This is a genomic window from Plantactinospora sp. CA-294935 (assembly GCF_050936445.1).
Taxonomy (GTDB): Bacteria; Actinomycetota; Actinomycetes; order Mycobacteriales; family Micromonosporaceae; genus Plantactinospora.
This window is the reverse complement of sequence record NZ_JBNJMU010000001.1, coordinates 5,965,524-5,988,960: the sequence shown is the minus strand read 5'-3', so window position 1 is coordinate 5,988,960 and position 23,437 is coordinate 5,965,524. Positions and strand designations below refer to the sequence as shown.

Sequence of the window (23,437 nt, the reverse complement as noted above, 5' to 3'; positions counted from 1 at the left end):
GGGTTCCAGGCTGGTGCGGGGGTACCCGGGCGGGCCGCGCCGCACCGGCTACGGCGACGGGTCGGCCGCGACGGGCCCACCGGCTCGGTGGTGTCGGGGCGCTGTGGAGCAGGGGAAGCAGGCCGGCGGGTCCGATCTTGCCGGACAGGTTACGACCGGATTTCGGTTTACGTCAACCGATGAAACAAACTCCTCGCGAATAGCGAAGCGCATTGACTGCGGTCAGTGCCGGATCTACAGTGGCCCCGCACCGGCCGGGCCCACCGGATCTCCGTCCCGCCGCCCTCGCCCCGGGTGCCGGTCCGCCACGACCGGGCCCGCAGGGACCGGCTCGTCACTGAACCTTCTCCAACCTCGCCTTTGCGATGCGGTGGACCGCAAGGTCAGACGCGGTGCGCAAGCACCGCGCGGTTCAGGGTGAAAGGTTCACTGTGCCGGTGGCCGCATCGTGGCGCCGATGTCGGTGGCGCCGACGAGGAACTCCGTCGACGGAAGCCGACCGTCCGGCCGGCGCTGTCCCTGTGCGCCGGCCGGATCGGTGGACCGGAACCCCATCCCCGCCGGGCCACCACGGTCCCAACTGTTGCCAGTGGACCGGCCGTCGTCGCCGAGCGAGGCGGGCGAGGAGTTGCCGACGGCCGCGTTGCGGTCCAGCACGGCCGCCGCGCCGGGGACCTCGAAGCCGGTACCGCCGTTGCGGAAGGACGTGTTCCGCTCCAGCCGTACCGCTCCGGGATTGCCCCCGTCGGCGAAGCCGTGCCCGGCGTTGTCCCAGGCCGCGTTCTGCCGCAGCACGTGCGGGGCGGCCGGTGCCGGGTCGCCGCCGCCCAGCCGGAAGCCGTCGGCGTTGGCCTGCCACTCGGTCGCACCCCACCGGTTGACGCCGTTGCCGTACGACCAGTTGTGTTCGAGCCGCACCGAGCCGGCGAAGTGGCCGACGTCGAAGCCGGTGGCGGCGTTGTCGAACGCCCGGCAGCCCCGGACCAGGTTGCCCTCCCCCGACCCGAACTTCACGGCCAGCCCGACACCCGAGCGGCCCCGGTCGGCCGGGTCGTAGTTGCCGAAGAAGTCGCTGTCGAGCACCTGGTTGCCGATGGTGCCCGGCTCGCGCAGGGTCAGCCCGGAGCGCACGTTGTCGTGCATGGAGAGCCGCCGGAACACGTTGTGCCGGCAGGCCACGCAGACGTACGCGTGGCTGCGGGAGTTCGTCACCGCCAGGCCGAGGACGGTCCAGTAGCTGCCCCGGTGCGTGACCATCCACTTGTCCGCCGGCACTGCGGCGGCGTCGACAACCGGGCGCTCGTCGCGGTAGTTGCCGAGGGTGATCCGGCGGTCCGGGGTACCGCTGGTGTCGATCACCACGGGCTCGGTCGGCCGGTACGTCCCGCCGCGCAGTGCGATCGTCTGGCCGGGCCGGACCACCGCGACCGCCTTGTTCAGGGTGGCGTACGGCCGCTCCAGGCTGCCGTCGGCGCTGTCCGAGCCGTCCGGCGCGACGTACAGGTCGGCCCGGGTCAGGCCGGTGACCGCGCCCGGACCGGCCGGCGGCGAGGGCTGCCGTACCGCCGGGTTCGCGGTCGGGGTGGCGGCCGCAGCGGCTTCCCCACTGGTCACCACGCTCGGATACGCCGCCGCGCCACCGGCCTCGACCTCCGGCAGCCCTGTCTGGTGGACCGCATACGAGAACCCGCCGCCGGCCAGCACGGTCACGGCGGTCGCCGCCGCGGTCTTGACCTGGAAGAACCGGTGCACGGTGCCGACGACCGACTGCCACGCCGACTGCACGGCCGGGGCGAGCAGCGCGGGCGCGGCGGCGTCGAGTGCGATCCGGACCCCTTCGGCGACGGCGACCGGCAGCGGCAGGGCGGAGACGCCGAGGAGCAGCCGCTCCGGCGGCACCAGTCCGTGCCGGTGCGGTGTGCAGCGCGGACACTCCCGGACGTGCCGGGTGAGCCGCTTGCGGCTGCGGGAGTCGGACGGGCCGGTTCCGGCACTGCCCAGGCCCGGCAGGTCGGGGCAGCGCGGCTCGGCCCGCAGTGCCCGGACGAGACTCCGCGCCGAGTCCAGCCGCGCCCGCATCCGTTGCAGGCGTACGGCGGCGTGCTGCGGGGTGATGGCCAGCGCCTCCGCCAGCTCGCTCCGGGTCAGCTCGCCGGCCGCCTCCTGCCACCAGAGGGCGAGCAGGTACCGGTCGTCGTCGGCCAGCCAGGCGGTGGCCTCGACCAGTTCCCGGCGCTGGCCGGTGAGCACCAGCTCGGTGACGGTACGTTCGGCGAAGTCGCCGCTCGGGTCGGCGAGTTCCGGCGGCGCCTCCTGGAGGCGGAGCCGGTTCGACCGGTGCTCCCGCAGATAGCGCTGGACCTGCCGGTAGGCGATGGTCACCGCCCAGGCGCGGAACCGGTCCGGCTCGCGCAGCCCCGGCAGGCCGCGCATCACCCGGACCATGCTCTCCTGCACCAGGTCGTCCACGTCGGCGTGCCCGTTCAGCGCGCGGCCGATGACGTTGTAGACCAGCGGGAGATGGGTGGCGACGAGTTCGCCGAGCGCCTGCTTGTCGCCGGCCTGCGCGGCGCGGACCAGCGTGCCGGTGTCGCGGGGTGACTCGACCTTGCTCCGGGCCATCCGCACATCGCTCACTGTCGATCGGCGCCATGCTGTGCCAGAGCGTGACACAGTGACCGGCGGACGTCAACGAGACGGCGTTCGCCCAGTTCTTCCAATGGACGCGAATTCTCGGCAGGTTTCTGTTATCTGGACGGCTGTCGATGGCTCTACTACAGTGCCGCTCCAACAGCGGCGGCGGGGCAGCCACACCGACCGGTCGTCCCGGCACCGGCGACGGACGGCGCGACCGTCCGAGGAGCAGGTCCGGCGCCCCGGCGAGCCGGCGGTCCGGCTCCCGGCCGCACTACCAGCACTGGAGGTTGATCGATCGACAGGATTCCGGCCTTGACAGGAAAGCGCGTTCCTCGTACCCCCAACCACCACCCACGCTCCCGGAGGTCCTCCGATATGACGCAGTCCATAGCGGCGGCCGGCCTTACCCGCCCCGCCAGACGCTGGCGGGCGGCAGTCCTGGCCGGCGCGACCACGCTCGCCGCGGTGGCGACGATCGGCGTCGTCGACGTCGGCACCGCCTCGGCCGCGACCGTCGACACCAACGCCACCTACGTGATCATCTCCCGGCACAGCGGCAAGGCCCTGGACGTCTACAACTGGGCCACCAACGACGGTGCGCCGATCGTCCAGTTCGCCCGCAACGACCTGGCCGTCCAGCAGTGGCGGTTCGTCGACGCCGGCGGCGGCTACTACCGGATCCGCTCGGTGCACAGCGGCAAGGTGCTGGAACTGCCCAACGCCGACGACGGCGCCGGCCTGGTCCAGATGACCGACAACAACAACACCCGGCAGCACTTCCGGCTGGCCGACTCCGACGGCGGGCACGTCCGGTTCATCAACCGGCACAGCGGCAAGGCCCTGGACGTCTGGGAGTGGTCGACCGCCGACGGCGCCCCGATCGCCCAGTTCGCCGACCTGGACGGGGCGAACCAGCAGTGGCGGCTGGCCACCGTCGGCGGCGGTACACCACCGACGAACCCGCCGCCGACCGGCGCCTGGCCCACCCCGACCGGGCAGGTCAGCGTCAACGGCACCATCTCGGTCTCCGGCACCCTCGACGGCGGGATGCGCCGGTACTGCTGCATCGGCGACGGCGGCCAGGAAGAGGACCAGGACCCGATGTTCAACCTCGCCTCCGGCGCCACCCTGCAGAACGTCATCATCGGCGCTCCCGCCGGGGACGGCGTGCACTGCTCCGGGCCGTGCACCCTGCGCAACGTCTGGTGGGAGGACGTCGGCGAGGACGCCGCCACCTTCCGGGGCAGCGGATCGCCGAGCTTCCTGGTCGACGGCGGCGGTGCGCGCAGCGCCAGCGACAAGGTCTTCCAGCACAACGGGCCCGGCACGCTGACCATCCAGAACTTCCAGGCCAGCAACTTCGGCACCTTCTACCGCTCGTGCGGCAACTGCTCGACCCAGCACCAGCGCAACGTCGTGATCCGCAACGTCACGCTGACCCGGCCCGGCAACACCGTCGCCGGGGTCAACGTGAACTACGGCGATACCGCCCGGTTCACCGGGATCACCATCGTCAACGACTCCGGCCAGTCCATGGTGATCTGCCGCAAGTACAACGGCAACGACGACGGTGACGAGCCCACCCAGGTCGGCACCGGCGCCGACGGCACCAACTGCGTCTACTCCTCGTCCGACCTCACCTACCGGTAACACCCGGGCCGCACCGGGCGGGCCCGCGCGGCACGGCGGGCCCGCCCACCCCGGTCAACCACCAGGGAGTTTCTCGATGTCTCGACGACTGCACCGAACGGCACTGTCGGCGGCGCTGGCTGCCACCGTCGCCGCTGCCGTGGGCACCAGTCTCGGCCCCACCGTCCCCGCGCAGGCCGCGGCGTCGACGCTGATCGTGGCGACGAACGGCAACGACGCCAACCCGGGCACGTTGAGTGCCCCACTGGCGACGCTGGGCCGGGCGGTCGACCTGGCCACCCCGGGCACCACCATCGCGCTGCGGGGCGGCACCTACCAGTTCGGCACCAACGTACGGATCATGAAGGACGGCACCTCGGCGAGCCCGTACACGATCAGCAACTACAACGGCGAACGGGTGGTGCTGGACGGGGAGAACCTGCCGCACACCCCGGCGCCGGTCGGCGGCAGCATCCCGAACCTGGAGCGCGGAGTGCTGCACATGGAGGCCGACTACTGGCGGATCCGCGGGCTGGAGATCACGCACGGGCCGTACGCGATCTTCTGCCGGGACTGCAACAACAACGTCTTCGACCGGCTCGTCACCCGGGACAACTACGAGTCCGGACTCCAGATCCAGGGTGCGGCCAGTAACAACCAGGTGCTCAACCTCGACGCGTACGGCAACCGCGACCCGCGCAAGAACGGCGAGAGCGCCGACGGGCTCGCCATCAAGGAGGGCTCGGGCAGCGGCAACGTCGTACGCGGCGCCCGGCTGTGGAACAACTCCGACGACGGCTTCGACGCCTGGCTCTTCACCTCCCCCATCCTGGTGGAGAACTCGGCCGCCTGGGGCAACGGCGTCAACCGGTGGAACCTGCCCGACTACGTCGGCGACGGCAACGGCTTCAAGATGGGCGGCGGCGACCCCGATCCGCCGGCCAACCACACCATCCGGAACAGCATCGCCTTCGACAACGCCGTCGGCGGCTTCATCGACAACGGCAACCCCGGCACCATCACCGTCGACCGGAACAGCGCCTGGCGCAACGGCGACGGCGGTTTCAAGTTCGCCAACTCCACGTCCCGGCTGACCGGGAACCTCGCCGTCGCCAACGGCGCCGGGGTCTCGCTCGGCTCCTCCACGGCCACCGGCAACTCCTGGGACATCAAGAGTTCGTGGAGCGCGGCCGACCTGGTCAGCACCAACCCGGCCACGCTGACCGGACCGCGCGACGCCAACGGCAACATCCGCAGCTCGGACTTCCTGCGCCCACGCGACTATCCCCAGCTCGGCGCCCGGCTGTAGGCACCCGGCTGTCGGCACGGACACCCGGTTTCAGGCAGCTCTGACAGGGCCACCGGCCCGGCGAGGTCCCTCGCCGGGCCGGTCGGGTCCCGGCACCGCCACGGCGACGTGATCGAGTACGTCGCACCGACCCGGGTCGGGAACGAGACAATGTCACCGCGCGGCAGCGATGATGCGACGATGGCGTTGACGACAGAGTTCACGCGGTTGTTCGGGGTACGGCATCCGATCGCGCTGGCGCCGATGGGCGGGTCGGCCGGCGGCGCACTGGCAGCGGCCGTCGCTCGCGGCGGCGGCCTCGGGATGCTCGGCGCGGCTCACGGCGATCGGGAGTGGCTCGACCGCGAGGCGCCGATCGTCGCGGCAGGCACGGATCAGCCGTGGGGGGTCGGCTTCCTGACCTGGGCGATCGACGTCGGTGCGGTGGAACGCGCGCTGGAATACCACCCCCGGGCGGTCATGCTCTCCTTCGGCGATCCGAGCCCCTTCGTGGAACCCGTCCGGCGGGCCGGAGCGGTCCTGATCATCCAGGTCACCGATCTGGAGGAGGCCCGGCAGGCCGTGGACCTGGGCGCCGACGTCATCGTGGCGCAGGGCACCGAGGCCGGCGGCCACGGAGCCCGGCGGGGACGGTCCACACTGCCGTTCGTACCCGTCGTGGTGGATCTCGCGGCGCCGGTGCCGGTGCTGGCGGCCGGCGGGATCGCCGACGGCCGCGGCCTCGCCGCGGCCCTGGCCCTGGGCGCCGCCGGAGCCCTGATCGGTACCCGTTTCCAGGCCAGTGCCGAGGCGCTGGTCCCACCCGAGATCACCAAGGCGATCATCGAAGGACGGGGCGAGGAGACCGAGCGCAGCAGCGTACTGGACGTCCTGCGCGGCTCCCGATGGCCGTCGAAGTACCCCGCCCGGACCCTCGGCCACCCCCACCTGGACCGGTGGCGCGGCCGCGAGGCCGAACTCGCCGGCGACTCCCAGGCCGGACGGGACTACCAGAACGACGTCGCCCTCGGCGCCATACCGCCGCTACCGGTCTGGGCCGGCGAGGCCGTCGACCTCATCACCGACCTGCCGTCCGCAGCCGACCTGGTCAGCACCCTGGCCACCCAGGCCGAGGAGGCCCTGGCCAGAGCCGGACGGCGCTGACAGACGGCCCGGCCCGGTTCGTCAGTGCGACTCCCGGGCCACCCGGTCGCCGCTGCCGCCGACCAGGAACGCCAGGTCGGCGCCGGTGTCCGCCCCGAGCACCGTGTCGACGTAGAGCCGCTCCCAGCCCCGGGCCGGCTGGGCGAACGCGGTCGCCATCGCCTCGGCGAGCGGCCGGGCCGCCAGTTCGGCGGCCGGGATGTCCACGTCGAGCCGGCGCGCCTCGACGTCGAGCACGATCGGGTCACCGGTGCGTACCCGACCCAGCGGTCCACCGGCGGCGGCCTCCGGCGCGACGTGCAGCACCACCGTCCCGTACGCGGTGCCGCTCATCCGGCCGTCGCAGATCCGCACCATGTCCCGTACCCCCTGGCGCAGCAGCTTCTCCGGCAGCGGCAGGTTGGCCACCTCCGGCATCCCCGGATAGCCCTTCGGCCCGCAGCCGCGCAGCACCAGCACCGAGTCGGCGTCGACGTCGAGATCCGGGTCGTCGAGCCGGGCGTGCAGGTCCTCGACCGAGTCGAAGACCACCGCCCGGCCCCGGTGCCGCAGCAGGTGCGCAGAGGCGGCGGCGGGCTTGATGATGGCGCCGGCCGGGGCGAGGCTGCCGCGCAGCACCGCGATCCCCGCCTCCGGCATCAGCGGTGCGCTGCGGGTCCGGATCACCTCCGGATCACTGATCTCGTGCCCGGCGAGGTAGTCGCCGATCGGCCGGCCGGTCACCGTCGGCGCCGCCGGGTCGAGCAGGTCGGCGACCTGGTTCAGCACCGCCGGCAGGCCACCGGCCCGGTGGAAGTCCTCCATCAGGAAGCGGCCGGCCGGTTGCAGGTCGACCAGCAGCGGTACCCCGCTGCCGAGCCGGTCGACGTCGTCCAGGGTGATCGGCACCCCGACCCGGCCGGCGATGGCCAGCAGGTGCACGACCGCGTTCGTCGAGCCGCCCAGCGCGGCCAGCGCGACGATCGCGTTCCGGAAGGACGCCTCGGTCAACACCTGACTCGGCCGGCGCTGCCGCGCGACCATCTCCACGATCAGCTTGCCGGTGCCGTGCGACCGGGCCAGCAGCCGGCTGTCCGGGGCCGGCAGGCCGGCCGTACCGGGCAGGGTCATCCCGAGTACCTCGGCGAGCAGGCCCATCGTGGAGGCCGTACCCATGGTGTTGCAGTGCCCACGGCTGCGGATCATCGACGACTCGGAGTCGAGGAAGCCCTCCGGGGAGAGCGTGCCGGCCCGTACCTCCTCCGACAGCCGCCACACGTCGGTGCCGCAGCCGAGCGGCACGCCCCGGAACGTACCGGTCAGCATCGGGCCGCCGGGCACCACCACCGCCGGCAGGTCCACCGAGGCGGCACCCATCAGCAGCGCCGGGATGGTCTTGTCGCAGCCGCCGAGCAGCACCACCCCGTCGACCGGGTTGGCCCGGATCATCTCCTCGATCGCCATCGCGGCCATGTTGCGCCACAGCATCGCGGTCGGCCTGACCTGCGTCTCCCCCAGCGAGACCACCGGCAGGTTCAGCGGCACCCCGCCGGCCTCCCAGATCCCGTTCGCGACGCTCGCCGCGACCTCGTCCAGGTGCCGGTTGCAGGGGGTGAGGTCCGAGGCGGTGTTGGCGATCGCGATCTGCGGGCGTCCCTCGAACGCCGAGTCCGGCAGGCCGCGCCGCATCCACGCCCGGTGCAGGTAGGCGTTACGGTCCGAGCCGGCGTACCACTGGTCGCTCCGAAGTGCAGGCATACTCTCCATTATCAAGAACAACTTCGGGTACCGCCTACGCCGGCTTCCTCGAATCGCGCCGGCACCGCGACGTCGCGCCCCGTCCGGTGCGGTGATCTGACCGTGCGTGCCTTCGTGCTGAGCGGCCCGGGTGCGGCCGAGGTACGCGAGGTCGCGCCGCCGGTCGCCGGGCCGGGCGAGGTGGTGGTCGACGTACGGCGGGCCGGCGTCTGCGGCACCGACGCCGAGTTCTTCTCCGGGCACATGGCGTACCTGCACAGCGGCGATGCCCGGTATCCGCTCCGGATCGGGCACGAGTGGTGCGGGGTGGTGTCGTCGGTCGGCCCGGGCGTGGCCGAGGGGTGGCTGGGTCGGCGGGTCACCGGTGACACCATGCTCGGCTGCGGCCGGTGCGCCCGGTGCCACGGCGGACGGCAGCATCTCTGCGCCGACCGCCACGAGATCGGCATCCGGGGCGGGTGGCCGGGTGCGCTCGCCGAGCGGCTGCCGGTACCGGTCCGGGCCCTGCACCCGCTGCCCGACTCGGTCGACGCGGCGCTCGGTGCGCTGGTGGAGCCGGGCGGCAACGCGCTCCGGGTGGTCGAGGCGGCTCAGGTCGGCCCCGGCCGCCGGCTGCTGGTGCTCGGCCCGGGCACCATCGGGCTGCTGGTGGCACAGATCGCGGCGGCCCGGGGTGCCGAGGTGCACCTGCTCGGCCGGGACGAGCCCTCGCTCGACTTCGCCCGCCGGCTCGGCTTCGGGTACGCCTGGACCGCGCGGACGTTGCCGGACCCGGCGGCGCTCGCCTTCGACGCGGTGGCCGACGCCGCCAACGACGAGCGGCTGCCGGCGCTCGCCGTCGACCGGGTGGAGCCCGGTGGCCGGGTCGTCTACATCGGCCTCGCCGAACGGCCGAGCCTGCTCGACACCCGGGACCTGGTGCTCAAGGACGTCACCGCGGTCGGCGTGCTCAGCGCGTCCGGAGGGCTGGCCGGCGCCATCGAGCTGTACGCCTCCGGAGCGGTCGACCCGCGCCCGCTGGTGGCGGCGACGGTCGGGTTGGACGAGGTGGCGGGGGTGCTGCGTGGCGAGCGCGAGCCCGGCTGGGGCGCCGCCCCGAAGATCCACGTCGACCCGCGCCGCTGAGCGACCGCGACCCGCGCCGCTGAGACTGCGACCGGAGCCCGCTGAGCGACCGCGACCCGGAACGCGGCCGGGTCACGCCGGCCCGGCTGTCCCGGCACACCTACCCGACCTGGTTGGCCGAGGACGGGACGGGCAGCCGGAATCGCAACGGCGTGGAACCGTGGCGCGGATGCTGCCTCGAAGCGGCGTCGAGCAAGATGGGCTCCATGACTGCTGACACACCCGTCGTCCCCAACCCGCTCCAGCCCGTCGACGAGGACTGGCAGCGCGCGCTCGCCATCGTCGCCCACCCCGACGACCTGGAGTTCGGCGCCGCCGCAGCCGTCGCGCGCTGGACGCGGCAGGGCAAGGAGGTCGTCTACGCGCTACTCACCAGCGGTGAGGCCGGCATTGACGGGATGGACCCGGCCGAGGCCGGGCCGATCCGTGAGGAGGAGCAGCGCGCCTCCGCAGCGATCGTCGGGGTGTCCCAGGTCGACTTCCTCGGGCTGCCCGACGGCGTACTGGAGTACGGCGTCGCGCTGCGCCGTGACCTGAGCCGGGTGATCCGGAGGTACCGGCCGGAGATCGTGATCACCAACAACTTCCGGGACAGTTGGGACGAGGCCGGCAACGCGCTGAACATGTCCGACCACATCGTCACCGGTCGGGCGGTGCTCGACGCCGTACGCGACGCGGCCAACCGCTGGGTGTTCCGCGAGCAACTCGACGAGGGGCTGGAGAGGTGGGGCGGGGTCCGGGAGGTGTGGGCGGCCGGTTCACCGCTGTCGAAGCACGCCGCCGATATCACCGACACCTTCGACCTGGGCGTCCGGTCACTTGAGGCGCATGCCGCCTACCTGCGCGGTCTCGGCGCCGGCGACTTCGACCCCGAAGAGTTCCTGGAGGGCATCTCCCGGCAGACCGGCAACCGCCTGGGCGTCAGGTACGCGGCCGGCTTCGAGGTCTTCCGCCTCGGCCTCCAATAGAGCTCGGCTGCCGCAGCCATCGCGCCGAGACCGCGGCGGTGCGTTACGCCTTGAGCAGTTGCTCGCTCAGCTCCCAGAGCCGCTGCGCCGACTTCGGGTCGAGCGCGTGCGGAACGACGTCGGACGGGACGTCCGGCTCGGTACCGAAGTCGATGGGCCTCGGGGTGTCCAGCGGTGAGATGTCGTTGTCCTTCAGGTAGACACCGCCGATTCCGGCCAGCAGTGGGCTGGTCGCGGCGAACACGCTGGTGCTGGCCCCCTGTTGCGGTGTCTTCTGCCCACGGTCGGGGTCGATGATCGGCAGACCGGATTCGTCGACCAGTCCCATGGCCCGCAGTTGGTCCTCGGTCACCGAGGGTCCGTCCTCGGCCCGCGAGGGTCCCAGGCCGGTGCTGACGACGATGCCGGGGTGCACCGCGTAGCCGCGGATCCCGTCGTCGGCCCATCGGCGGTCCAGCTCGACCGCGAACAGCACGTTGGCGGTCTTGGACTGGCCGTAGGCGAGCATCCCGTCGTAGCCGGTGGCGAAGTGCGGGTCGTCCCAGCGGATGTCGGAGAGGCGGTGCCCACCGGAGGTCACGTTGACGACCCGGGCGCCGTGGGCGGCGCGCAGTGCGGGCAGCAGGCCCAGCGTCAACTGGAAGTGGCCGAGATGGTTGGTCGCGAACTGCGATTCGTACCCACGCGCGTCTCGGAACAGGGGCCCGCTCATGATGCCGGCGTTGTTGATCAGGATGTGCAGCGGGCGGTTGGAGCCGAGGTAGCGGGCGGCGAAGGCGTCGATCGACGTCGGGTCGAGCAGGTCCAGGTGACCGATCTCGACCCGCTCGATCCCGGCCAACGCTGCCGCCGCGCGGTCCGGGTTGCGCACCCCGACGGTGACGGATGCGCCGGCCCTGCTGAGCGCACGGGTGGTCTCCAGGCCGAGCCCGGCGTGTCCGCCGGTGACGATGGCGTTCCGGCCGGCCAGGTCGATGCCCCGGAGGACGTCGTCGGCCGTCGAGGCGGCGGTGAATCCGGTGCCGATTGGCTGCTGCTTGTCTGTCATGCCACCAGCCTGCGCCCGGCCTTTCGGACTCTGAATAGTTGTCAGTCCGCATTTCTTGCGTGATAGTACGGAGATGGCCGGTGATCAGCTATCCGAGGCGTTCGACCTCGTCGAGGTCCGCGGTCTGCTGTCCGGCGGTTTCGCGATGCGGGGCCGCTGGGTGTCGCGCGCCGCCATCGACGGCCGGCTGAAGTTCTTCGCGCTGGTCTGCGGTCGGGCCCGGCTGACCACCAACGGCGTCGACGGGCCGATCGAGCTGGAGCCGGGCGACGTCGCCATTCTGAACAACCGGTCGTGGCTGGAACTCGAGGGCGGCACCGGCGACGGACCACGCCACGAGATCGGGCCCGAGCCGGGCTTCGCCTCCACCCGGCTCGTCACCGCCGACCGCGATGCCGACGACGTCGTGGTCGGCGGTCGCGTCGACCTCAACCCGGCCGGTCAGGCACTCCTGTTGCACGCGCTTCCGCCGGTCGGGCACGTCCGGGCATCGGCTGCTGCGGCGACCAACCTGCGCGGCACTCTCGACCGGCTGTTCGACGAGGTGACCGGGAGCCGGCTGGGTTCCGCGTTCGCGATCCGGCAGTACGGCCAACTCCTGCTGCTCGAGGTGCTGCGCGCCTACGTCGACCAGGCCGAGCTGCCCCCGGGATGGCTGCGGGTACTGACCGACGAACGGCTGCGCCCGGCGCTGCGCCGCATGCATGCCGAACCCGGGAAGCCTTGGGGCCTGGAGGAACTGGCGCGTGCCGCGGCGATGTCGCGGACGTCGTTCGCCGAACGCTTCCGGACCGTGGCGGGCATGCCGCCGCTGACCTACCTCAACCGCTGGCGGATGCTGCTGGCGCAGCGGGCTCTTCGGGACGGCGATGTCCGGGTCGGATCGCTGGCGTCGGAACTGGGCTACGCGTCGGAGAGTGCGTTCAGCACCGCGTTCAAGCGGGAGGTGGGCGAGTCACCGCTGCGCTACCGACACCGGGTACGCGATGAATTGTCCGCCCGGACGACCTCTCTGAAGGTCTGACCTCCACCGGGCGGCAACAGCGGCGCTACGGATATCCAGGCCACGGAGTCCGGCGGTTTGCCCGTTCTCGCCATCGGTGACCGACCCCACTAGGCTTGCCCGCATGTCACGCCCGACGCCCGACACGCGGTCGCCCCGGAAGTTGGTGTGGGCCTCCGACGAGGTGCTCGCCCGCATCGGACAACAGGTTCAGCCGGAGATGAGCCTGCCGAGAAGGATCGCGCTGACAGCGACGTCCGCCTTCGTCTTCACCTGGATTCCGGCCTTCGCCGTGTTCGCGGTCACGACCGTCGCCGCGCCCTCGGTGACCGGCGGGGCCAGCGTCGGCAGGACCGCCTTCTGGGCGCTCCAGTTCGCCATCCTGATGGCGGTCGCGGCGACGGTCACGAACCTGCGGCGGAACGCCGCCAAGCCCGACGCGGCCGGCACGGACACGTCGACTCGCGGGATTGTGCTGCGGCTTGCGATCAACGCGCTGGTCACCGGCGCATGCGCATGGTTGGTGCTCGCGCTGCAGGGGCTTTCAGCCGGTCAGACCGCCTCGCTGGCCGCCGTGCTCATCGTCGTGCTGCACCTGCTGCCCATGGTCGTGGCGCGGCTGCTGCAACGACGTGGTGGGCGCCGCCAGGCCAGCTCGGCCGACCCGGTGCCGTGACCAGCCTCGCCCGGATGCCCCTGCCCCCGCTGAGGATGCCTGCCCCGACGACGATGTCGACGGGGGGCGTCAGAGCACCCGGCGCAGCCACTCCTCCACCCCGGCGACGTGCACCGTCGCCCACGCCCGGGCCAGCTCCGGCTGCCCCGACGCGACCGCGTCCAGGATCGCCGCATGCTGCTCCCGGGTCTTGCTGACCGCACCCTCCTGGGTGAGCCCGCGCCACACCCGGGCCCGGGTCGTCGGCCCGGAGAGGCTGTCCAGCAACGACGTCAACACGTTGTTGCCGGCACAGGCCGCGATCTGCCGATGGAACTCCAGGTCGTTCGCGACCAGCTCGTCGATGCTCGGATCCTCCCCGAGCCCGTCCAGCACATCTCGCAGCTTGCCCAACTGCTCCTCGGTCATCCGCTGCGCGGCCAGCGCCGTCGCGGCCGGCTCCAGGATCCGGCGTACCTCCAGGAATTCGAGCACGGTGTCGTCGCGGTGGAAGTCGACGACAAAGCTCAACGCGTCCAGCAGCAGCGCCGGGTCGAGGCTCGTCACATAGGTGCCGTCGCCCTGGCGTACGTCGAGGACCCGGATCAGCGAGAGCGCCTTGACCGCCTCCCGCAGCGAGTTGCGGGACAGGCCGAGCCGCTCGGCCAGGTCGGGTTCCCGGGGCAGCCGGTCACCGGGGCGCAGTTCGCCGGCGACGATCATCTGTTTGATTTTGTCGATCGCCTCGTCTGTGACCGCCACGCGTTTCCTCCAACGTCCTTCCGTACCGCGAAGACTAGGCGCCGGCTAGGTGCCGAGCCGGTAGGTCCGCACCGCCGTTTCGCCGAAGACTGCCGACCGCTCGGCCGTCGACAGCGGCGGCAGCACCTCGGTCAGCGCCGACAACACCGCGCCGTAACCGGCGGCGAGTCGGCAGACCGGCCAGTCCGAACCGAACATCAGCCGCTCCGGCCCGAACAGCCGGACCGCCTCGGCCACGAACGGCCGCAGGTCCGCCGGGAGCCACCGCCCCCAGTCCGCCTCGGTCACCAGCCCCGAGAGCTTCGCGGTCGCGTTCGGCACGGCCGCCAGCTCGGCGACCGGACCGGACCAGGCGGCCAACCCGGCCGCACCGTCGCGGATCGCCGGCTTGCCCAGGTGGTCCAGCACGAACCGCAGCTCCGGCACCTCCCGGGCGGCCCGGGCCACCGCCGGCAACTGGTCCGCCCGGCACACCACGTCGAAGGCCAGTCCGGCTTCCGCGATGGTACGCAGCCCGCGCCGCACCTCCGGCCGGTCCAGGTAGCCCGGATCGGTCTCGGCCTGCACCTGCGGCCGGATCCCGACCAGCAGCTCGGCACCGGGCAGCCGGCGGTAGCCGGCGATGGTGTCGGCCAGCTCCGGATCGGCCGGGTCCGCCCAGGCGACCACTCCGGCGATCGCCGGACACTCGGCGGCGTGGCCGAGCAGGATCTCCGCCTCGGCGGTGTCGCACCGGCCGCCCTCGACCAGTACCGTCCGGTCGACCCCGGCCGCCGCCAGCTCGGTGACCAGGTCAGCGGGGAGGAAGGAGCGGCGGATCGGGGCCAGCTCCGGCGCGTCCAGCCACCGGTAGCCGTCCTCGATCCGCCACAGGTGGTGGTGCGCGTCGACGATCACGGCGTACCGACCCGTTGGGTGGGGACGGGCGCGTCCGGGCGGAGCAGTCCCACGGCGACCAGCTCCGACCAGAACTCCCCGGACGGCGGCTCGGCCGCGTAGAGCGCGGCGTTCCGGCGTACCTGCTCGGGGTTGTGCGCGCCGACCACCACGGAGGCGACCGCCGGGTGGGCGGCGGCGAAGGCGAGCGCCGCCGCCGGCAGCGTGGTGCCGTGTTCGGTGCAGAGGGTGGCGATCGCCCGGGCCCGCTCCAGAATCTCGGCCGGGGCGTCGGCGTAGTCGTACGGAAGCCCGGCGTGCGGCCGCTCGACGGCGAGCAGTCCGCTGTTGAAGACGCCCGCGTTCAGCACCGACACGCCGCGCCGGCCGCACTCCGGCAGCAGGCTGTCCAGCGCCGGCTGCTCCAGCAGCGTGTACCGGCCGGCCACCATCACCGCGTCGACCTCGGTCTCGGCGACGAACCGGTGCAGCACCTGCCACTGCTTCGAGCCGACCCCGATGGCCCCGACGACGCCCTGGGCCCGCAGCTCGTGCAGGGCCGGATAGCCCTGCTCCAGCGCCTGTGTCTGGTGGTCCTCCGGGTCGTGGATCAGCACCAGGTCGATCCGGTCCAGGCCGAGCCGGACCAGGCTCGCCTCCAGCGACCGCCGGACCCCGTCGGCGCTGAAGTCCCAGAGCCGCCGGTGGTCGGCCGGTACGTCGAAACCCTCGTCGTCCCGCCGCCCCGCCCCGGACCGGTCCGGTACCAGCAGCCGCCCCACCTTGCTGCTCACGGTGTATTCCTCGCGCGGCAGCGTACGCAGCGCGTCGCCGAGCCGCCGCTCGGAGAGCCCGAGGCCGTAGTGCGGGGCGGTGTCGAAGTAGCGGATCCCGGATTCCCAGGCCGCCGCCACCGTCGCCATCGCCTCGGCCTCGCCGACCGCCGTGTAGAGGTTGCCGATCGGGGCACAGCCGAGGCCCAGCGGGCTCACGACCACCTTGGAGTGCCCCACCCTGATCCCCGTCATGCCGCCTCCTCGTCGCGTACCGGCAACTCCCAGACCAGCGACAGGCCCGAGTCGTCGCCGGAGTAGTCGTCCCGCACCTCCAGCAGCTCCGCCATCCGAGCCTGCCACGGCACGTTCGCCGGATGGTCGCGCAGTTCGTGCCGCATCCGCTGGTAGTCGGAGACCTCCACCAGGTGGAACAGGTCGCGCCCGTCCCGCCAGATCCGCCAGCTCCGCACCCCGGCTGCGCGCAGCGCGCCGTCCAGCTCGGCGGGGATGACCTGGTGGACGCGGTCGTACTCGGCCTCCCGCCCCGGCCTGAGCCGGGTGTGCAGGGCGATCCGCTGCATGGCTGCGAAGCTCCTTCCGATGCCTGTCCGGTCGGGACCGGTCCGGTGTGCCGTCGGCGGGCACACCGGACCGGTCGGTCCGCTAGTCCTGCGCCTTGCCGGAGGTGAGCCGGGCCAGGATCAGCGCGATCAGGATGATGGCGCCGTAGATGGCCTGGATCCACTGGGCGGAGACCCCGGCGAGGGTCAGGATGTTGTTGATCAAGCCGAGGACGATGACGCCGCAGAGCGCGCCGAAGAGCGTCCCCTTGCCGCCGTCGAGGCTGATCCCACCGATCACCGCGGCGGCGAAGACGGTGAAGATCATGCCGTCGCCCTGTGCCGCCGCGACCGAGCCGAGCCGGCCGGTCATCAGCAGCCCGGCCAGCGCCGCCAGCAGCCCGCCGATCATCAGGATGATCCAGACCACCCGGTCGGTACGGATCCCGGCGGCCCGGGCCGCGTCGGTGTTGCCGCCGATCGCGTAGACCGCCCGGCCGTGCCGGAAGAACCCGAGCGCGGCGATCCCGACGACGAAGAGCGTCCCGCTGATCCAGATCGACGCCGGTACGCCGAACCAGACCGCGTTGCCCAGATAGAGCACCGAGGGCGGGATGTCGAAGAGATTCTGCCCGCCGGTGATCCCGATCTGGAGACCGCGCAGCACGATCAACATGCCCAGGGTCACGATGAAGGCGGAGAGCTTGAAGCGCAGGATGAGCAGCCCGTTGAACGCCCCGATCGCCATGCCGGCGAGCAGGCAGATCGGGATCGCCAGGCTGGCCGGCAGCTCGGTGCCGAGCCCGTTGCTGGCGGCCGGGATGACCAGCGCCAGGGCCAGCGCCGGGGCGAGCCCGATGGTCGACTCCAGCGACAGGTCGAACTTGCCGGCGATCAGGATGATCGCCTCGGCGAGTACCAGCAGGGCCAGTTCGGTCTGCTGTTGCAGCACGTTGGTGATGTTGGCGGCGGAGAGGAACACCGGGTCGATGATCGCGCCCACCACGACGAGCAGCAGGATCGCGGGGACCAGCGCGAGGTCCCGCAGCCGGGCCAGCGGCACCCGGCCGCCCAGGCCGGGCCGGCCTCCTCCGGCCGGGGCCGGCGGCTTGGCGATTGTCTGGGTGCCGGTCACGGCTCCTCCACTCCCTCTACTGCGGTCACCAGTTCGGCATCCGCCCAGCCCCGGGAGACCTCCCGGACCACCCGTCCGTGGAACATCACCAGCACCCGGTCGCACGAGCGCAGGTCGTCAAGCTCGTCGGAGACGATCAGCACCCCGGTGCCCCGGGCGGCCGCCTCGGCGACGGCCCGCAGCAGGGAGTCCTTGGAACGGACGTCCACTCCGGCGGTCGGGCTCACCATCACCAGCGCCTTCGGGTCGTTCGCCAGCGCGCGGGCGAGTACCACCTTCTGGGCGTTGCCGCCGGAGAGGCCGTTGACCGGCTGGTGCGGACCGTCGGTCTTGATGTCGTAGGTTTCGATCATGCGTTGGGCCACGGCACGCTGCCGGGCCGGCGCGACGATCCCGGCCGGCCCGAGCCGGTCGGTGATCGGCAGGGTGGCGTTCTCCGCCACCGACAGCAGCGGTACCAGCCCCTCCCGGTGCCGGTCCTGCGGCAGGTAGCCGAGGCCGGCGGCAAGCGCGGCGGGCACGCTGCCCGGCTTCGGGGTGTTGCCGGCCAGGCTGACCGTGCCGGTGTCGGCCCGGCGCAACCCGGCGATCGTCTCGGCCAGCGCCACCTTGCCGCTGCTGCCCGAACCGATCAGCCCGACCAGTTCACCGGCCCGCACCGTCAGGTCGACGTTCTCGTAGAAGCCGGCCAGGCCGAGCCCGGCGACGTCGAGCACGACCGGCGCGCTCTCCGGTACGGCCGGCCGGTCGATCCCGGCCAGGGTCTCCCCCGCGTCGCCGGTCATCGCGGCGACCAGCGCCTCCCGGGAGAGCGTGTCGACCGGCTGGGTCAGGATGTGCCGGGCGTCGCGCAGCACCGTCACGGTCTGGCAGACCTGGTAGACCTCCTGGAGGTGGTGCGAGATGAACAGGAAGGTCACCCCGGCGGCCTGCAACTCGCGCATCCGGTCGAAGAGCCGTTCGATCGCGGCGGCGTCGAGCTGCGCGGTCGGCTCGTCCAGGATGATGAACGTGGCACCGAACGACAGCGCGCGGGCGATCTCGACGAGCTGGCGCTGCTCGACGCTGAGGCTGCCGGCCGGCGCGGCCGGATCGACCGCGACGCCGTACCCTTCGAGCAGGTCGGCGGCGCGGCGGCGCAGCCCGCGCCAGTCGATCAGCCCGCGCCCGGCCTGCCGGTTCAGGAAGAGGTTCTCCGCGACCGTCAGGGTGGGGATGATGGTCGACTTCTGGTAGACGCAGGCGACCCGTTGTCGCCAGGCGTCGCGGTCGGCCAGCGCCGGCGCGGGCACCCCGTCGAAGTGCACCTGGCCGCTGTCCGGCCGCTGCAGCCCGGTCAGGATCGAGACCAGGGTGGACTTGCCGGCGCCGTTACGCCCGACCAGGGCGTGTGTCTCGCCCGCTGCGATGCTGATGCCGGCGGCGTGCAGGGCGACCGTCGCGCCGTACCGTTTCGAGATGTCGCGGGCCTCCGCGGCCGGGGCGACGGCCCCGGCCACGGTGCCTGCGGTCTGCGTCTGACCGGTCATCACTTGCCGATCTGGTTTCCCCAGAGCGCCGGATCGTCGACGTTCTCCTTGGTGACCAGCGGGGCGGCGATCTGGTCCTCAAGGCCGTTGCCGACGTCGATGATGGTGCTGTTGTGGTCGGTCGGGCCGGGCTGGAAGGTCTTGCCCTCGGCCGCCGCCTTGGCGTAATAGAGCGCCCACTTGGCGTAGAGGTCGGCGGGCTGCGAGACGGTGGCGTCGATCTCGCCCTTGCGAATCGCCTCGAACTCCTGCGGGATGCCGTCGTTGGAGACGACGAAGATGTGCTTGGGGTCGGTCGGTGGCACCAGCAGGTTCTTGGCCTTCAGCACCTGGAGGGTCGGCGCCAGGAAGACGCCGCCGGCCTGCATGTAGATGCCCTTGATGTCGGGGTGCTGGGCGAGCCGGGTCTGTAGCGCGGCGGCGGCCTTCGGCCCCTCCCACTCGGTCGGCTCCTCGAAGATGGTGATCCCGGGGAACTTCGTCTTCATGCACTCGGCGAACGCCTCGGAGCGGTCCCGGCCGTTGATCGAGGAGAGCGAACCCTGGAACTCGATCACCTTGCCCTTGCCGCCGAGCTTCTCGCCGAGGAACTCGCACGCCTTCTGGCCGTACGCCCGGTTGTCGGCCCGGACCACCATGAAGACCTTGCCCTTGTCGGGACGGGTGTCGACGGAGACCACCGGGATCTTCTTCGACTCCAGAGTGGTCAGCGTGGAGGCGATCGCGCCGGTGTCCTGCGGCGCCATCACGATCGCCTTGGCACCCTGGCTCACCATCGCCTGCACGTTCGCCACCAGCTTGGCGACGTCGTTCTGCGAGTTGGTCGGCGCCATCAGGTTGATGTCGTACTCGTCGGCGAACTGCGGGACGTACTTGGCGTAGGAGTTCCAGAAGTCGGAGTCGGCGCGGGGCAGGTCGATGCCGATCTGCGGGCTGCTGCCGGTCTGGCCACCCGTCCCGCTCGACGACGACTCGCCGCAGGCGACGGTGCCGACGGCGAGAGTCGCGGCCATCGCGATCCCCGCCAGGGACTTGGCGGTATGTCTCACTGTGGTCCTCCATCCGGTGCGGATACGGTGGGCAATTCTTGGAGGCAATCGGAAACACGCGGGTAATACATCGGATGTCTATCAGTCCGCCCTTGCCCCCGCAAGACCCAGAACCGGCAATCTCCCGGCCTGTTACCGGGCAGGCGGAATCGTTACATCGGATGACCGTGCGACGGGCAGCCTGGAACGCGAGACCGGCAACCTGCCCGAAGGTCGACGGTCCACATCGGAGAGCCGTGCAACAGGCAGCCTGGAACGCGAAACCGGCAACCTGCCCGAAGGTCGACGGTCCACATCGGAGGGCCGATGGTGGAGCCGGTCAGCCCGGCGGGGCGGGGCGCAGCCGCAGCCCGTGCATGCCGCCGTCCACCCCGAGCACCGTGCCGGTGGTCGCCCCGGACAGTGGGCTGGCGAGGTAGGCGATCGCCGCCGCCACCTCGTCCGCGCCGACCAGCCGGCCGGTGGGCTGGCGGGCCTGGAGCGCGGCGAGTTCCGCCGCCGGGTCGTCGGCGGAGTTCAGCAGCCGGCGTACCCAGGGGGTGTCCACGGTGCCGGGGTTGACGCAGTTGACCCGGATCCCCTCCCGGACGTGGTCGGCCGCCATCGCCAGGGTCAACGACTGCACCGCGCCCTTGCTGGCGCTGTAGAGCGCCCGGTTGGGCAGCCCGGCCCAGGCCGCGATCGAGCAGGTGTTGACGATCGCGGCGTGCGCCGAGCGGCGCAGGTACGGCAGCGCGGCCCGGGTCACCCGGACCATCCCGACCACGTTCACGTCGAGCACCCGGTGCCACTCGTCGTCCGGGTTGGACTCCACGGTGCCCTGCGCGCCGATCCCGGCGTTGTTGACGAGTACGTCGATGCCGCCGAGCGCGCCGGCCGCGGCGGCGACACCGACCCGCACCGAGGTGTCGTCGGAGACGTCGGCGGCGATCCCGAGCAGTGAACCTTTTTCACCCTCCCCTTGCGGTCCGGCGGGCCGCGAGGTCGGACGCGGTGCGTGGGCGCCGCGCGGTTCAGGTTGAAAAAGGTTCAGCGGCTCGGGGACGCCGCCCGGGTTCAGGTCCAGGCAGGCGACCCGGGCGCCCCGGGCGGCCAGCAGGGTGGCGGTGGCCAGGCCGATGCCCGAGGCCCCACCGGTCACCACCGCGGTCAGCCCGGCGAACTCGCCCCGACCGGTGCCGCCTCCGACGCCGGGCACGATCTCGGCGGTCACGGCACCGCCACCTCGGCCGGCGGGGCGGCCCAGACCGGGCCGTCTGGATAGGCGTACTCGGTCAGCGTCTCCGGGCGCATCGTCGCGCTGAAGCCGGGCGCGGTCGGTGCGACGTACCGGCCCCTGCGGATCACCACCGGATCGACGAAGTGCTCGTGCAGGTGGTCGACGTACTCGATGACCCGGTCCTGCATGGAGCCTGCGACCGCGACGTAGTCGAACATCGACAGGTGCTGCACCAGCTCGCAGAGCCCGACCCCGCCCGCGTGCGGGCAGACCGGCACCCCGAACTTCGCCGCCAGCAGCAGGATCGCGATGTTCTCGTTGACCCCGGCCACCCGGCTCGCGTCGATCTGCACGTAGGAGATCGCGTCGAGCTGGAGCAGTTGCTTGAAGACCACCCGGTTGGCGACGTGCTCGCCGGTGGCGATCCGGACCGGTGCCAGTTCCCGGGCGATGGTGGCGTGCCCGACGACGTCGTCCGGGCTGGTCGGCTCCTCGATCCAGTACGGGTCGAAGGGCGCCAGCTCGCGTACCCAGGAAATCGCCTGCGGCACGTCCCAGCGCTGGTTGGCGTCGACCGCGATCCGGATGTCCGGCCCGCAGGTCTGCCGGGCGATGCCCATCCGCCGGATGTCGTCGTGAAGGTCGGCGCCGACCTTCAGCTTGATCTGGGTGAAGCCGTCGGCCAGCGCCTCCTTGCAGAGCCGGCGCAGCTTGTCGTCGTCGTAGCCGAGCCAGCCGGGCGAGGTGGTGTAGGCGGGGAAGCCGTCACGCAGCAGGTGTTCCTCCCGCTCGGCCCAGCCGGGACGGGCGTCCCGGAGGATCTGGAGCGCCTCGTCCGGGGTCAGCGCGTCGCTGAGGTAGCGGAAGTCGACCAGGTCGACCAGTTCCTCCGGGCTCATCCTGGCCAGCAGCCGCCACAGCGGCAGCCCGGCCCGCTTGGCCCGCAGGTCCCAGAGCGCGTTGACCACGGCGGCGATCGCCATGTGCATGACGCCCTTCTCCGGGCCGAGCCAGCGAAGCTGCGAGTCGTGCACCAGCTCGCGCCAGAAGCCGCCGAGGTCGGCCAGGACCGCCTCGACCGGTCGTCCGATCAGGTACGGCCGCAGCGACGCGATCGCCGCCGCCTGTACGTCGTTGCCCCGCCCGATGGTGAAGGCGAAGCCGTGCCCCTCGTGCCCGTCCCCGGCGTCGGTGCGCAGCACCACGTACGCGGCCGAGTAGTCGGGGTCGGGGTTCATCGCGTCGGAGCCGTCGAGTTCGCGGGAGGTCGGGAAGCGGATGTCGGCGATCTCCAGCCCGGTGAAGATCATGCCTGCCCCACCGTCTGGCGCTGCCGCCCCAGCCCGTCGATCTCCAGTTCGACGACGTCACCGGCGACCAGGTACGGCTTCGGCTCGGGCTGGCCGAGCGCCACCCCGGCCGGCGTGCCGGTGTTGATGACGTCGCCGGGATAGAGCACCAGGAACTGGCTCAGGTAGCGCACGATCTCGGCGACCGGGAAGACCATGTTCCTGGTGTTGCCGTCCTGCTTGAGCGCGCCGTTGACCCGGAGCCGCAGCCCGAGATCCTGCGGGTCGGGCACCTCGTCGGCGGTGACCAGCCAGGGGCCGAGCGGGTTGAAGGTCTCGCAGTTCTTGCCCTTGTCCCACTGGCCGCCGCGTTCGAGCTGGAACTCCCGTTCGGAGACGTCGTGCGAGACGGCGTAGCCGGCGACGCAGCCGAGCGCCTCCTCCGGGCTGGACAGGTAGCGGGCCTTACGCCCGATCACCACCGCCAGCTCGACCTCCCAGTCGGTCTTGGTGCTGCCGCGTGGCACCAGCACCTCGTCGTCCGGGCCGACCACGGTGTCCGGGGCCTTCATGAAGACCACCGGCTCGGTCGGGAGCGGAGCGCCGGTCTCGGCGGCGTGGTCCCGGTAGTTCAGGCCAATGCAGATGATCTTTCCCGGCCGCAGCGGCGGCCCGACCCGCAGGCCCTCGGGAAGGACCGGCAGCCCCTCGACGTCGAGCCCGGCCAGCCGCTCGATGCCGCCGCCGGCCAGGAACGATCCGTCCAGGTCGTCGACCACTCCACGGAGGTCGCGCAACCGCCCGGCCTCGTCCAGCAGCGCCGGGGACTCCTGCCCCGGTGCGCCCACCCGCAACAGCCTCACCCGTCGCCCCCAGACTTCTGTGGTAACCCGTCAGCAATACATCCGATGTCTATCAGGTGGGCTCGGCCGGGCACAAGACCAGGACGGTAATCGCGGGCCTGCGACCTCGGCACGCTGCCGTCGTC

The 23,437-nt window shown here is 72.0% G+C and carries 20 protein-coding genes; 7 read left to right on the top strand and 13 right to left on the bottom strand.

What is annotated here, in order from left to right:
* Positions 1-426 precede the first annotated feature (426 nt).
* Entirely contained in the window at positions 427-2,622 is a 2,196-nt protein-coding gene (locus ACQEVC_RS26585) for a sigma-70 family RNA polymerase sigma factor (protein ID WP_432882521.1), read from the bottom strand.
* Between the two features lie 390 nt (positions 2,623-3,012).
* Between ACQEVC_RS26585 and ACQEVC_RS26580 the strand changes: the two genes are divergently transcribed.
* From ACQEVC_RS26580 to ACQEVC_RS26570, 3 genes are all read left to right on the top strand, one after another.
* Positions 3,013-4,287 carry a pectate lyase gene (locus tag ACQEVC_RS26580; RefSeq protein WP_432882518.1) on the top strand — a complete coding sequence of 425 codons (1,275 nt, stop codon included), beginning with the start codon at positions 3,013-3,015 and terminating at the stop codon, positions 4,285-4,287.
* 76 nt (positions 4,288-4,363) lie between these two features.
* Positions 4,364-5,575 (top strand): right-handed parallel beta-helix repeat-containing protein, encoded by a 1,212-nt coding sequence (locus tag ACQEVC_RS26575; protein ID WP_432882516.1) that lies wholly within the window; start codon positions 4,364-4,366, stop codon positions 5,573-5,575.
* A gap of 180 nt (positions 5,576-5,755) precedes the next feature.
* Positions 5,756-6,718, top strand: coding sequence for an NAD(P)H-dependent flavin oxidoreductase (locus ACQEVC_RS26570; protein WP_432882513.1), 963 nt, complete (start codon positions 5,756-5,758; stop codon positions 6,716-6,718).
* Between the two features lie 21 nt (positions 6,719-6,739).
* On the opposite strand, the gene ACQEVC_RS26565 is transcribed toward ACQEVC_RS26570, so the two are convergent.
* Positions 6,740-8,455: a dihydroxy-acid dehydratase gene (locus ACQEVC_RS26565; protein ID WP_432882511.1), complete on the bottom strand. Its 1,716-nt coding sequence runs from the start codon at positions 8,453-8,455 to the stop codon at positions 6,740-6,742.
* Between the two features lie 102 nt (positions 8,456-8,557).
* On the opposite strand from ACQEVC_RS26565, the gene ACQEVC_RS26560 reads away from it, so the two are divergent.
* Together ACQEVC_RS26560 and ACQEVC_RS26555 are read left to right on the top strand one after the other, a co-directional pair.
* Positions 8,558-9,580, top strand: coding sequence for a zinc-dependent alcohol dehydrogenase (locus tag ACQEVC_RS26560; RefSeq protein ID WP_432882508.1), 1,023 nt, complete (start codon positions 8,558-8,560; stop codon positions 9,578-9,580).
* Positions 9,581-9,786: 206 nt separating this feature from the next.
* Positions 9,787-10,548, top strand: coding sequence for a PIG-L deacetylase family protein (locus ACQEVC_RS26555; RefSeq protein ID WP_432882505.1), 762 nt, complete (start codon positions 9,787-9,789; stop codon positions 10,546-10,548).
* 43 nt (positions 10,549-10,591) lie between these two features.
* On the opposite strand, the gene ACQEVC_RS26550 is transcribed toward ACQEVC_RS26555, so the two are convergent.
* Positions 10,592-11,596 (bottom strand): SDR family NAD(P)-dependent oxidoreductase, encoded by a 1,005-nt coding sequence (locus tag ACQEVC_RS26550; RefSeq protein ID WP_432882502.1) that lies wholly within the window; start codon positions 11,594-11,596, stop codon positions 10,592-10,594.
* Between the two features lie 73 nt (positions 11,597-11,669).
* Between ACQEVC_RS26550 and ACQEVC_RS26545 the strand changes: the two genes are divergently transcribed.
* Entirely contained in the window at positions 11,670-12,620 is a 951-nt protein-coding gene (locus ACQEVC_RS26545) for an AraC family transcriptional regulator (RefSeq protein ID WP_432882500.1), read from the top strand.
* 103 nt (positions 12,621-12,723) lie between these two features.
* Positions 12,724-13,275: a hypothetical protein gene (locus tag ACQEVC_RS26540; protein WP_432882498.1), complete on the top strand. Its 552-nt coding sequence runs from the start codon at positions 12,724-12,726 to the stop codon at positions 13,273-13,275.
* 69 nt (positions 13,276-13,344) lie between these two features.
* Here ACQEVC_RS26540 and ACQEVC_RS26535 read toward each other — a convergent pair whose 3' ends face one another.
* The 10 genes from ACQEVC_RS26535 to ACQEVC_RS26490 form a co-directional block, all read right to left on the bottom strand.
* Positions 13,345-14,016, bottom strand: a complete 672-nt coding sequence (locus ACQEVC_RS26535; protein ID WP_432882495.1) for a FadR/GntR family transcriptional regulator — start codon at positions 14,014-14,016, stop codon at positions 13,345-13,347.
* 45 nt (positions 14,017-14,061) lie between these two features.
* On the bottom strand, positions 14,062-14,913 hold the full coding sequence (locus tag ACQEVC_RS26530) for an amidohydrolase family protein (protein WP_432882492.1): 852 nt from the start codon (positions 14,911-14,913) through the stop codon (positions 14,062-14,064).
* The gene (locus ACQEVC_RS26525) at positions 14,910-15,920 is read right to left on the bottom strand and encodes an aldo/keto reductase (RefSeq protein WP_432882489.1); all 1,011 of its coding nucleotides are present in this window, start codon (positions 15,918-15,920) and stop codon (positions 14,910-14,912) included. The genes ACQEVC_RS26530 and ACQEVC_RS26525 overlap by 4 nt, the downstream gene beginning before the upstream one ends.
* Positions 15,917-16,249, bottom strand: coding sequence for an L-rhamnose mutarotase (locus ACQEVC_RS26520; protein WP_432882486.1), 333 nt, complete (start codon positions 16,247-16,249; stop codon positions 15,917-15,919). Before ACQEVC_RS26520 ends, ACQEVC_RS26525 begins: the two co-directional genes overlap by 4 nt.
* Positions 16,250-16,331: 82 nt before the next feature.
* Positions 16,332-17,363: an ABC transporter permease gene (locus ACQEVC_RS26515; RefSeq protein ID WP_432882483.1), complete on the bottom strand. Its 1,032-nt coding sequence runs from the start codon at positions 17,361-17,363 to the stop codon at positions 16,332-16,334.
* The gene (locus tag ACQEVC_RS26510; protein ID WP_432882481.1) at positions 17,360-18,892 is read right to left on the bottom strand and encodes a sugar ABC transporter ATP-binding protein; all 1,533 of its coding nucleotides are present in this window, start codon (positions 18,890-18,892) and stop codon (positions 17,360-17,362) included. Before ACQEVC_RS26510 ends, ACQEVC_RS26515 begins: the two co-directional genes overlap by 4 nt.
* A complete protein-coding gene (locus tag ACQEVC_RS26505; RefSeq protein ID WP_432882479.1) occupies positions 18,892-19,941 on the bottom strand; it encodes a sugar ABC transporter substrate-binding protein in 1,050 nt (349 codons plus the stop codon). The genes ACQEVC_RS26510 and ACQEVC_RS26505 overlap by 1 nt, the downstream gene beginning before the upstream one ends.
* 319 nt (positions 19,942-20,260) lie before the next feature.
* Positions 20,261-21,154 (bottom strand): SDR family NAD(P)-dependent oxidoreductase, encoded by an 894-nt coding sequence (locus ACQEVC_RS26500; protein WP_432882476.1) that lies wholly within the window; start codon positions 21,152-21,154, stop codon positions 20,261-20,263.
* Positions 21,151-22,470, bottom strand: coding sequence for an L-fuconate dehydratase (locus tag ACQEVC_RS26495; RefSeq protein ID WP_432882473.1), 1,320 nt, complete (start codon positions 22,468-22,470; stop codon positions 21,151-21,153). Before ACQEVC_RS26495 ends, ACQEVC_RS26500 begins: the two co-directional genes overlap by 4 nt.
* The gene (locus ACQEVC_RS26490) at positions 22,467-23,297 is read right to left on the bottom strand and encodes a fumarylacetoacetate hydrolase family protein (RefSeq protein ID WP_432882470.1); all 831 of its coding nucleotides are present in this window, start codon (positions 23,295-23,297) and stop codon (positions 22,467-22,469) included. Before ACQEVC_RS26490 ends, ACQEVC_RS26495 begins: the two co-directional genes overlap by 4 nt.
* Positions 23,298-23,437 lie beyond the last annotated feature (140 nt).